The organism is Streptomyces sp. NPDC058401 (assembly GCF_042722885.1).
In the GTDB taxonomy this organism is placed as follows: Bacteria; Actinomycetota; Actinomycetes; order Streptomycetales; family Streptomycetaceae; genus Streptomyces.
Map to the genome: position 1 here is coordinate 1 of NZ_JBHXKA010000020.1, position 9,880 is coordinate 9,880.

The window sequence follows — 9,880 nt, forward strand, 5'->3', positions numbered from 1 at the left end:
CACGGGCGTAAACCGCCGGGGGGGGGGGCCCGGCCAGTTGGGGGGCGGCCCCCCCGCGCCGTTCGTGTGTGGGGTGTGACTAGCCGCGGAGGGCCTTGCGGCGGCGGGCGCCGAACCAGGCGGCAGCGCCGCCGAGGCCGATGAGGACGGCGGCCAGGCCGGAGTACAGGGCGGTGTCGGAGTCCGCGCCGGTGTGGGCGAGGGAGCCGTTCGGCGCCGGGGTGTTGGCGGTGGCCGGGGTCGTCGCGGTCACCGGGACGGTGGTCGCGGAACCGGTCGGGGCCGGGGTGGTGGGCGCCGGGGACGTCGGCGCGGGGGAGGTCGGGGCCGGCGAGGTGGGCGCCGGGGTCGTCGGCGTGGTGGCCGGGGTGAGCTGGAACTGGGTGTCGGCGCCGGCGAACTCGTAGGTGTTGCCCTCGGCCAGGCCGATCGTCGCCTGCAGCTTGACGGTGGTGGCCTTCTTGAAGTCCGTGTTCGGGCCGAAGCTGGTGCGCAGGTGCAGGACACGCTCGCCGGCGGCGGCGCTGAAGCCCTTCGGGATCGTCGGCAGCATGAAGTTGTAGGGGTCGGAGGTGCCGTAGCCGACCCACTTGCCGTCGACCAGCACCTCCACCTGGAGGTTGGGGTTCTCGGCGTCCTGGTCGAAGCCCAGGCCCAGGTTGGTGGCGAGGGCCTCGCCGAACTCGCCGTCGCCGGTGAGCCGGTAGGTCAGGTCCATCTCCTTGCACTGGGGCGACGGGACCTTGCAGGCGCCGACGTTCTTGAAGGAGCTCTCCAGCTTGCCGGTCTTGACCGCCGGGTCCGTCTTGAAGGCCAGGGAGGCTATGTTGGCGTCCGCGACCTCACCGGCGAAGCTCGCCGCGCGCAGCGTGAAGTCGCCGTTGGTCGTGGGGTAGCTCTTGGCGAGGCCGATCGTGATCTTCCAGGTGAGCTTTCCACCGGCCGGGATCTCGAAGCCGTCGCTCGACTTCTTGCCGGCCGGGTAGAACAGGCCCTGCCACTCACCGTCCTGCTGCCCGATCGTGTAAGTGGTGGCCGGGGCGCTCAGCGGCTCGACCTTGTAGACCACGTCGCTCTGCTGGAGCGGGCTGGCGCCGGTCGGGTCCAGGAGCATCCACGGGTGGTAGGAGGAAGACTTGTCCGTCGTGTTCGTCACCGTCAGGTCGAAGGTCTCCGTCGCACCGCCGCGGGTGAGCGGGCCGCTGGGGGCCGGGGCGCTCATGGTGGTCTTCAGCGCCTGGGGGTTGTTCTCGTCGGCGGAGGCGGTCATCGGCGTGAGGACCGTACCGGCGATGGCGGCGGCGGCGACGAGGGTGGCGGAGGCGGTGCGGAGGGCGGCGGTGCGAGCGGACATGGTGGACTCCCCCAGGAATCTTCAAGATCAGGCGACAGTGGCGGCCGAGAGGCCGAGAGGCAGAGCAGAGGATGAGCGGCCGAGCGAGGTGGCCGGCGGTGGAACGCCGGTCCGGTGGTGCTGGGTTCTCGCTGGCGGCCCGGTTTCTTTCCCCCCGGTCGCTGCTGCGATGAACTGATCTTCACACAGACCACATCCCCAATCCGTCGCCGGAATGTCACCGCCGTGCAACAGGCCGAAAAGCCTCTGCCGGTCGCCTGACCTGCGGAGATAGCGGAATGGCCGTGACCTGTTTCGATCCCTCTGCCACCCGCTGCCACCCTCTGCTACGCGCCCAAGTGCTCCAGCGGCCCGGCCGGATAGGGGGTCTCCACCGGGAGCAGGGCCCGTGCCGCCTCCGGCTCGCCGGAGCGCAGCAGCCCGTGGATCTCCCGTGCCAGCGGGGTCACATCGCGGATGGCGACCGTCCACGCGTCGGCGTAGGCGCGCGACGCGGGTCCGGACAGGCCGAGTTGGAGCGAGCGGTACGGCAGCGGGTTCAGGTGCAGATCGCGCTCCGGGTCCCACTGCACCCGGGCGGGGGCGGTGCGCAGCGCCCCGGCCCAGGCCTCGCGGTCGGCGTGCACGCCGGGGACGTAGTGCGACAGGCAGGCGGAGTTCAGCGCCCGGTCGAAGCCCGCGCGGGTGATCTCGACGGCCAGGACCGTCTCCTGGTCGGCTTTGGTGGCCCAGCCGCAGCGGTACATCATCCACAGGAACGAGGGCTTCACCCAGGTCATCCGCTCGCGCTTCCAGGCGGGCGGGAAACGGCCCTCGCGGGCGGCCGGCACCCCGATCCGGGGGTGGTACGCCTGGTACACGGTGAGGGTGTCGGCGGTGTGCGCGGCGCGGATCTGATGGCGGGGGACGGGGTGGGCGCTGGCTTCGGTCATGGCCCCAGGGTGCTGGCCCGCGACCCGTCCCTGCCAGAGGATTTCCCCGTCCCGCCGCCCCCCGGGGACACCGGCTAGATCTGGTCCTCCTCCAGTTCCGCGACCCCCGTGATCCGGTGCAGCGCGAAGGTCCGTACCTCGTCCGCCGTGTGGTCGTAGCCGGTGACGAAGCCGCCCTCCACCCGTACCGGGGCGATGACCCGCTGGCTCGCGGCCCCGTCGGCGTTGACGTAGCCGATCCACACCGCCGACCCGGTCAGAGCGGCCGCCTGCACGGTCGCCAGGGTCTCCGCCGCGCTCGTGCGCGGGAGTTCGCCCGGGGTGCCGGAGCCGCCCGCGCCGGAACCGGAGGGCCCGGCCGGCTCCTTGCGGACCGCCGTCGCCGCCAGGTCGCCCGCGCGGATGGCCCGTACGGCCGCTCCCAGCAGGGTCGGGTCCGGTACCGGCGGCCCGTCCGGGACCGGTACGGGCAGGGCCCGGGCCGGGGTGCGGTGGGCGTCGGCGCGGGAGAGCAGGACGTCACCCGTACGGGATTCCGCGGCCGGGGCGTAGCCCATGGCCCGCAACCCGTCGAGCAGCGCGGTCGGTTCGGCCTGAGCGGCCAGTACGGTCGGGGCGAGCCGGCGCAGCCCGAGGCCGGCGGACCGCTTGTCGGCGAGGATCTCGTTCAGCATGCCGTCGTCGTCGCAGCGCACGTACGAGGAGGCCGCGCCGACCCGGAGGTGTCCGTGCCGCCGGGCCACGTCGTCGATGAGGTACGACAGCGGCTGCGGCACCGGGGTCCGGCTGTGCTCGGTGAGGAAGGACTGAAGGTCGACGGCGGTGTGCCCGGCGTCCAGGGCGCGGCGCACCGACCCGGGCGTGAAGCGGTACACGGTGGCCCCGCCCTTGGACTCCACATCCGCCAGCACGGCCAGCACCTCGGCGAGCGCCCGCCGCAGCGGCCCGGGGGCCACCGCCGTCAGGTCGGCCTGGAGCAGTACGTGGTCCACGGGCTCGGGCAGCAGCGGCGCGAGCAGCGGGGCCGGGTCGCGCCCCTCCAGCAGGGCCCGGCCGGGCGCGGCGAGCGCGCCCCGGCCGGTGACTCCGAGGACCTCCGCCTCGGTCAGGGTCCAGCGGGCGAGGCGGGCCCGCAGTTCGCTCGTCCCGCGCACCGGGCGTTCCCAGTCCAGGCGGGCGAGGAGCGCGGCCGGGTCGGGGGAGCCGCCCTCGGGGAGGACGGCGAGCAGGCCGAGGATGCGGCGGCGGACCTCGGGGGCGGCGGAGCGGTCCAGTTCGGCGCCGAGCGCGGACAGGGTGCGGCCCTTCGCGTCCTGTTCGCCGACCAGGCCCGGGGTCCGGGTGGCGGTCAGCCAGGCCGCGGCCAGCACCGACCAGCGCTCGGCGGGCGGCAGTTCGAGCCAGCCGTCGAAGGCGGGGGTCGGGGCGTACCGTTCGTCGGCCTCGCCGTCGCTGGCCAGCAGGCCGGCCGCGTAGGACAGCTCGACCCAGAACGCCGCCGACGGCTCGTCGGTGTCGAGCGTCGACGCGGTCCGCTTCAGGTCGCGTACGGAGAGCCCGCCCGCCCGGAGCACGGCCGGACCGGCGTGCTCCCAGGACTTCACCAGCTCCTCGACCGTCGACAGCGCCGCCAGTGCCTGGCCGGCGGCGTTCGCGTCCACAAGCTGTGGACGGTGCTCACGGTGCAGGGGAACGGCCGGGGGCAGCGGCTCCGTCACCCGGTGCGCGAGCCCGCCGCGCAGGTGCAGGGCCACCTCGCGGGGCAGCAGCACCGTGCGCGCCGAGGCCGGCAGCAGCAGGCCGCGATCGCGCAGCCAGCGCACCGGGGGCGTCGGATGGGGCGTCACTTCCCCGTACGGCGGGCCCCACACGAGCCGGCCCAGCACCTGGTGGGCCTCCGCCGGAGCCTCGTCGAGCAGCGCCGACATCCGTACCGGGTCGGTGAACAGGGCCGTCAGCGCGGTCACCGCCGACACCGGGTCGTGCGTCGCGGGCAGCCCGACGGCCGCCACGATCTCCTGGATCCGGGTCGGCGACATGCCGGCCGTGGCCTCGGCGACGGTCGGGCCGAGCCCGGTCGGGGAGGGCCGGGTGGCGGAGGGGGCGAGCAGCTCGCGGGCGGTGCGGACCAGGCGCAGCCGTTCGTCGTCGCCCCAGACCAGGGCCTGCTCGCGCAGGGTGGCAAGGGCCCGGGGGAGTTCGGCGCGGGCCCCGTTGTCGGCGCCGGAGGTGGTACCGGTGTCACCGCTGAGCAGGGACTCCAGTACCGCGTACGGGCAGGGCTCCGGGCCCACCGCCAGGGCCTCGGCGGCCTGCAGGGCGAACCGGTCCAGGCGGTCCAGCGCGCGCACCACCGAAGCCCGCGTCCCGGCCCGGGTGGCCAGCTGCGTCACGTCCCCGGGGACCGGGCTCAGCAGGTCCGGGCGGGCGCGCAGCAGGGCGCCGAGCCCGTCGTCGTCACGGGCGCGCAGCGCTTCGGCGAGGGAGCGCGGAGCGCTTCCCGCGGTGCTCGGGTCAGGCACGGTCGTCGCCTCCTGGTCGCGTCGGCCGGTCAGTCGGCCGGTCCCCATCCGGTCAACGGTATCCGCTGCGGTATCCGCTGCGCCCCCGGCCGCTCCACGGGCGTACGCGCTACCTTCGCTGGAGGTGGCACGGGAGGAGCCGGGGCGTGGGGATCGAGAGCGACCATCTGGTCTACGAATATCTCAGCCGGGTCGGGGACTTGGCGCAGCGCAGGCAGCTGTCGTCGGGGGACCGGATGCGGCTGGTGGCGGGGCTCCGGGACGAGATCGACCGGAGCCGGGCGAAGTACGAGCCGGAGACGCCGGCGGCGGTGCGGCGCATCTTGCAGCGGATCGGTACGCCCGAGGAGGTGCTCGACGCGCGGTCCGTGGCGGGCGGGGCGGAGCCGTCCGATGTCCTTTCCGCTCCCTCGGCTCCCTCGGCTCCCGCGGCTCCCGCGGTGCCGGTGCAGCGGGGGGCTGCGCCGCCGCATCTCGCGGGGCTCGACGAACTGGGGGCGGGGGAGAGGCTGGAGCCCGACTGGTGGACGGTCGGGCCGGGGTCGACGGTGGAGGGCTTCGCGGGCGGGATCGAGATCCCGGAGCTCCTGAAGGCTCCGGCGGCCGCGGATGCGGACTCCGATTCCGCGGCCGGCTCCGACCCCGAGGGGGAGCCGGAGGGCGGTCGGCGCACGCTCATGGGCTACCTGCGGGAGCGGCGGCGCCTGGCGAAGGCGGAAGCCGCCGCCGCGGTGGCGGCTGCGCCGCGGCCGAAGCCGTACGTCTTCCTGCTGCTCGCGGCGGTGGTCCTGCTGGTGGGGGCCGTCTCCGGCTACTGGCTGCTGCTCGCCGCGGGCTGGCTGCTCGCGTACGCCTCGCGCGTGCTGGGTCCCGCGGAGCGGAAGTGGGTGGTCTTCGGGCTGCCCGGGGTGGTGTTCGCGGGGGCGGTGGTGTGGCTGTGGGGCCGCCTGAACGGCCGCTGGGGCTCGCCCCTGGCGGACGAGGCCCTGAGCGGCACCTTCCAGGACCTGCTGCCCTGGCTGGCGCGGGCCGCGGCGGTCTCCTCGGCGCTGTACCTCCTCTGGCGCTCCCGGCGCCGCTGACGAGGAGGCTGACATGTCCCCACATTTCACCGTCCGGTAAGGCAAGCCTCGGTCTACGTTCCCGCCGGTGAAGCCCCTCTCGGCACAATGGGGGCATGAGCTCTGAAGCGCAGCTGACCGTCGGGTTCGACCTCGACATGACCCTCATCGACTCCCGGCCGGGCATCAAGGCGGCCTTCCAGGCGCTTTCGGCGGAGACGGGTACGTTCATCGACGCCGACCAGGCCATTACCCGTCTGGGGCCGCCGCTGGACCAGGAGCTCGCGTACTGGTTCCCGGAGGCGGAGATCCCCGCCATCGCCGACCGCTACCGGGAGATCTACCCCACGCACGCCATCGCGGCGACCCCGGCGATGCCCGGCGCCCGCGAGGCGGTCGAAGCGGTCCGGGCCCTCGGCGGCCGCGCGATCGTCGTCACCGCCAAGCACGAGCCCAATGCCCGTCTGCACCTGGACCACCTGGGCATCAAGCCCGACGCGGTCATCGGCTCGCTGTGGGCGGAGGCCAAGGCGGTCGCCCTGCGCGAGTACGCCGCCCAGGTCTACGTCGGCGACCACGTCGGCGACGTCCGCGGCGCCCGCACCGCCGGAGCGGTCTCCGTGACGGTGCCGACCGGCCCGTGCCCGGAGCCGGAACTGCGCGAGGCGGGCGCGGACGTGGTCCTGGCGGACCTCACGGAGCTGCCGGCCTGGCTCGCGGAGTACGAGCGCACGCGGACCGCGTAACCGCGAGGGCAGGGCCCCGGGCTACGCCTGCGAGGCGCGGGCCGCCGTGCGCTGTGCGGCGGCCGAGCGCAGCACGCCCGCCGCGGAGATCAGGAAGCCGACGCCCATGAGCATGCACACGGCCCACGCGTACGAGGGGAACGGGTCCACGTCGAGGAAGAGCGGGGCCATCGTGGCGAGCGTGGCGACGGCGCCGGCGATGAAGACGATGCCGCCGGTCTTGACGAGCGCGTCGCCGGGGCGGGCCGCGTCGGGACCCGCGTCGGGACCTGTGCCGGGATCGGGCTGAGGAGTAACAGTCACCCGACCAGGGTAGTTCCTGGGCCGGAGCGGTCACCCGCGAAGGACCGGGGAACGTCTTGTCACCCGGAGAGGGGCAACTAGCCTGAGAGGTGCGGGTCCGAGGGCCCGCTTCCCACCCGACGAACTCAAGGACAGAGGACGGACGTGCCTACCGGCAAGGTCAAGTGGTTCAACAGTGAGAAGGGCTTCGGCTTCCTCTCCCGCGACGACGGCGGCGACGTCTTCGTCCACTCGTCGGTGCTCCCCGACGGGTTGGACGCGCTCAAGCCCGGCCAGCGCGTCGAGTTCGGTGTCGTCGCAGGGCAACGCGGTGACCAGGCACTTTCGGTGATCGTCCTGGATCCGGCACCCTCCGTCGCGGCCGCGCAGCGGCGCAAGCCGGACGAACTCGCGTCCATCGTGCAGGACCTCACGACCCTGCTGGAGAACGTCACGCAGCAGCTGGAGCGGGGCCGGTACCCCGACAAGGCGCACGGCGGGAAGATCGCCGGAATGCTGCGCGCGGTGGCCGACCAGCTCGACGTCTGACCTCTGCGCACGACCGTGCCCCGCCGCCCACGTGGGCGGCGGGGCACGGCCACGTCCTACGGGAAGGCCAGCGCGTCGGCGGCGATGGCCGGAACAAGCCCCTCGGCGGCCGCCCGGGTCAGCAGCCCGCGCACCGCCGCGTAACCGGCTTCGCCGAGGTCGGCGGTGAACTCGTTGACGTACAGCCCGATGTGCTGGTCGGCGACGGCCGGGTCCAGCTCCTGCGCGTGCGCCCGGACGTAGGGCCGGGAGACCTCCGGGTCCGCCCAGGCCATCCGGACCGAGGTACGGGCCGACTCGGCGAGCGCGCGCAGCGCGTCCGCGCCCAGGGAGCGCTTGGCGATGATCGCGCCGAGCGGGATCGGCAGCCCGGTCGTGGACTCCCAGTGCTCGCCCATGTCGGCCAGGCAGTGCAGTCCGTAGTCCCGGTAGGTGAACCGGGCCTCGTGGATGACCAGTCCGGCGTCGACCCGGCCGTCGCGCACGGCGGGCATGATCTCGTGGAAGGGGAGGACGACCACCTTGCCGACCCCTTCGGGCAGCACGTCGGCGGCCCACAGCCGGAACAGCAGGTAGGCGGTGGAGCGTTCGCTCGGCACCGCGACCGTCTTGCCGGTCAGGTCGAGCCCCGGCTCCTGGGTCAGACTGCGGTCTTTTACAAGCACCAGAGGTCCGCAGCCGCGGCCCAGCGCGCCGCCGCAGGGGAGCAGCGCGTACTCCTCCAGCACCCACGGCAGGACGGCGTAGGACACCTTCAGCACGTCGAGCTCGCCGCGCTCGGCCATGCCGTTCGTGATGTCGATGTCCGCGAAGGTGACGTCGAGGGCGGGCGCGCCCGGCACCCGGCCGTGGGCCCAGGCGTCGAAGACGAAGGTGTCGTTCGGGCAGGGCGAGTACGCGATCCGTACGGGCCCTGCGGCATCGGCTGCGGTCATGAAGGTCCTCCCCGGGAAGCGAGTACGGGGCCCAGGGCCCGGAAGCCGTCGGCCAGCGCCGTCAGCGCCTCGCCGATCCGCCAGGCTTCCCGGTCCCGCGGGCCCACGGCGTTGGAGACGGCACGGATCTCCAGCACGGGCAGCCCGTGGGCGGCGGCGGCCTCCGCGACCCCGAAGCCCTCCATCGCCTCGGCCCCGGCGAGCGGATGCCGGGCGGCGAGCTCGGCCGTACGGGCGGCGGTGCCGGTGACGGTGGAGACGGTCAGGACGGGCGCGAGCAGCGCCCCGGTCGCCTCGGCGGCGCGCGCGGCGAGCTCTGCGGGAGGCAGGTGCACGCTGCGGCCGAAGCCGAGTTCGGTGACGGTCAGGAACCCCTGCGGGGTCCCGGCGCCCAGATCGGCGGCGACGATCGCGTCGGCGACCACGAGGGAGCCGATCGGGGCGGCGGGCGCGAACCCGCCGCCGATGCCGGCGGAGACGACGAGGCCGTAGCCCTCCGGGTCGGGCGCCAGCGCCAGCGCGGTCGCGGTACCGGCGGCCGCGGCGGCCGGCCCGACACCGGCGACCAGCACGTCGAAGGCTCCCCGGCGGTGGATGAGGTAACCGCCGGGGAGGGTGCGCGGCGGTTCGCTGCCGGGGGCGTGGTCCGGGCCGTGCTCGTCGACGGGGACGTGGTCCGGATGAGGGACCGGACCGGACAGGCCTCGGACGACGGAGTCTGCCTCCGCCGTCACCGCGGTCACGATGAGCGCGCGCATGGTGGGTACGTGACTACTTGAGCTTGACGTTGAAGGCCCAGACGGCGAGGGGCTTGCCGTCCTCGGAGACCTGGACGATGTTCAGCTTCTTGGAGGCCGGGGCCTCGCCCTGGCCGCCGGTGGCGAACAGGTCGGCGCCGGGGAAGCTGCGGTACGTGTTGGAGGACGGCTCGGTGATCGGCTGTCCGTCGAGGACCGCCTGCCACTTCTTGCCGTCCTCGACGACGTCCGGCTCGACACCGAGGCGCAGCGTGTCGCCGCGGCCGTAGCTGACGTTCTTGGCGTGCTTGAGGTCGGCGAAGCACTCCTGGACCTTGTCGGCCGTGAGCTCCTTGCCATCGCTGCAGGCGGCTTCGGTGGACACCGACGAGGTGCCGACCGTCACGGTCGCCAGCGGCGTCGGCTTGTCACAGGCGGAGAGGAGGAGGAGGCCGGCGGAAACGGCTCCGAGGGCCGCGACGCTGCGGCGGGCCCTACCCGAGAAAAGCGGTGCGGTCATGAGCCGAAGGCTATCGGGCCCGTACGCGGCCTTGCTGCACGGGGTCGCGTGGTGCGGCGCCGTGGCGCGGAGCGCCCCCGGCTGCGCCGGGCTTTGGGGGGGGGGGGGCGCCCCCCCCGGGCGGGGGGGGGCGCCCGGGCGGCCCCGGCCCGCCGGGGGTTGTTGCGACAATCCCACCCCCCCCAACGACCCGGACGCTCGTATGAGCGGGGCCTCGTGACGGCGCCCGTCGCGCGGTTCCC

The 9,880-nt window shown here is 74.2% G+C and carries 10 protein-coding genes; 3 read left to right on the forward strand and 7 right to left on the reverse strand.

Annotation, left to right across the window (positions count from 1 at the left end; all coding sequences use genetic code 11):
* Positions 1-79: 79 nt before the first annotated feature.
* The 3 genes from ACFWNV_RS10195 to ACFWNV_RS10205 all read right to left on the reverse strand — a co-directional run bounded on the left by ACFWNV_RS10195 (position 80) and on the right by ACFWNV_RS10205 (position 4,856).
* Positions 80-1,354 (reverse strand): LPXTG cell wall anchor domain-containing protein, encoded by a 1,275-nt coding sequence (locus ACFWNV_RS10195; RefSeq protein ID WP_383943413.1) that lies wholly within the window; start codon positions 1,352-1,354, stop codon positions 80-82.
* A gap of 326 nt (positions 1,355-1,680) precedes the next feature.
* Positions 1,681-2,286, reverse strand: coding sequence for a DUF4291 domain-containing protein (locus tag ACFWNV_RS10200; RefSeq protein ID WP_383943416.1), 606 nt, complete (start codon positions 2,284-2,286; stop codon positions 1,681-1,683).
* Between the two features lie 74 nt (positions 2,287-2,360).
* Positions 2,361-4,856 (reverse strand): helicase C-terminal domain-containing protein, encoded by a 2,496-nt coding sequence (locus tag ACFWNV_RS10205; protein ID WP_383943419.1) that lies wholly within the window; start codon positions 4,854-4,856, stop codon positions 2,361-2,363.
* Positions 4,857-4,954: 98 nt separating this feature from the next.
* On the opposite strand from ACFWNV_RS10205, the gene ACFWNV_RS10210 reads away from it, so the two are divergent.
* Together ACFWNV_RS10210 and ACFWNV_RS10215 are read left to right on the forward strand one after the other, a co-directional pair.
* Entirely contained in the window at positions 4,955-5,890 is a 936-nt protein-coding gene (locus ACFWNV_RS10210) for a hypothetical protein (RefSeq protein ID WP_383943422.1), read from the forward strand.
* A gap of 95 nt (positions 5,891-5,985) precedes the next feature.
* Complete coding sequence (locus ACFWNV_RS10215) at positions 5,986-6,615, forward strand: HAD family hydrolase (RefSeq protein WP_383943425.1); 630 nt, start codon at positions 5,986-5,988, stop codon at positions 6,613-6,615.
* A gap of 21 nt (positions 6,616-6,636) precedes the next feature.
* Here the strand turns inward: ACFWNV_RS10215 and ACFWNV_RS10220 are convergent, their stop codons facing one another.
* Positions 6,637-6,918: a hypothetical protein gene (locus ACFWNV_RS10220; RefSeq protein WP_383943428.1), complete on the reverse strand. Its 282-nt coding sequence runs from the start codon at positions 6,916-6,918 to the stop codon at positions 6,637-6,639.
* Positions 6,919-7,062: 144 nt separating this feature from the next.
* Here ACFWNV_RS10220 and ACFWNV_RS10225 point away from each other — a divergent pair, with 144 nt between their 5' ends.
* Positions 7,063-7,446: a cold-shock protein gene (locus tag ACFWNV_RS10225; protein WP_323187858.1), complete on the forward strand. Its 384-nt coding sequence runs from the start codon at positions 7,063-7,065 to the stop codon at positions 7,444-7,446.
* 56 nt (positions 7,447-7,502) lie between these two features.
* On the opposite strand, the gene ACFWNV_RS10230 is transcribed toward ACFWNV_RS10225, so the two are convergent.
* The 3 genes from ACFWNV_RS10230 to ACFWNV_RS10240 are packed head-to-tail and all read right to left on the reverse strand — an operon-like array spanning position 7,503 to position 9,638.
* Complete coding sequence (locus ACFWNV_RS10230) at positions 7,503-8,381, reverse strand: 1,4-dihydroxy-6-naphthoate synthase (protein ID WP_383943431.1); 879 nt, start codon at positions 8,379-8,381, stop codon at positions 7,503-7,505.
* A complete protein-coding gene (locus tag ACFWNV_RS10235) occupies positions 8,378-9,139 on the reverse strand; it encodes a futalosine hydrolase (RefSeq protein ID WP_383943434.1) in 762 nt (253 codons plus the stop codon). Before ACFWNV_RS10235 ends, ACFWNV_RS10230 begins: the two co-directional genes overlap by 4 nt.
* A gap of 13 nt (positions 9,140-9,152) precedes the next feature.
* Positions 9,153-9,638: a DUF2771 domain-containing protein gene (locus ACFWNV_RS10240; protein ID WP_383943437.1), complete on the reverse strand. Its 486-nt coding sequence runs from the start codon at positions 9,636-9,638 to the stop codon at positions 9,153-9,155.
* Positions 9,639-9,880: the final 242 nt, after the last annotated feature.

What these genes read in the sequence shown, in the direction of transcription:
- ACFWNV_RS10235 (WP_383943434.1), bottom strand. Translation starts at nt 9,139, where the DNA reads ATGCGCGCGCTCATCGTGACCGCGGTGACGGCGGAGGCAGACTCCGTC.
- ACFWNV_RS10205 (WP_383943419.1), bottom strand. Translation starts at nt 4,856, where the DNA reads ATGGGGACCGGCCGACTGACCGGCCGACGCGACCAGGAGGCGACGACC.
- ACFWNV_RS10230 (WP_383943431.1), bottom strand. Translation starts at nt 8,381, where the DNA reads ATGACCGCAGCCGATGCCGCAGGGCCCGTACGGATCGCGTACTCGCCC.
- ACFWNV_RS10215 (WP_383943425.1), top strand. Translation starts at nt 5,986, where the DNA reads ATGAGCTCTGAAGCGCAGCTGACCGTCGGGTTCGACCTCGACATGACC.
- ACFWNV_RS10200 (WP_383943416.1), bottom strand. Translation starts at nt 2,286, where the DNA reads ATGACCGAAGCCAGCGCCCACCCCGTCCCCCGCCATCAGATCCGCGCC.
- ACFWNV_RS10240 (WP_383943437.1), bottom strand. Translation starts at nt 9,638, where the DNA reads ATGACCGCACCGCTTTTCTCGGGTAGGGCCCGCCGCAGCGTCGCGGCC.
- ACFWNV_RS10195 (WP_383943413.1), bottom strand. Translation starts at nt 1,354, where the DNA reads ATGTCCGCTCGCACCGCCGCCCTCCGCACCGCCTCCGCCACCCTCGTC.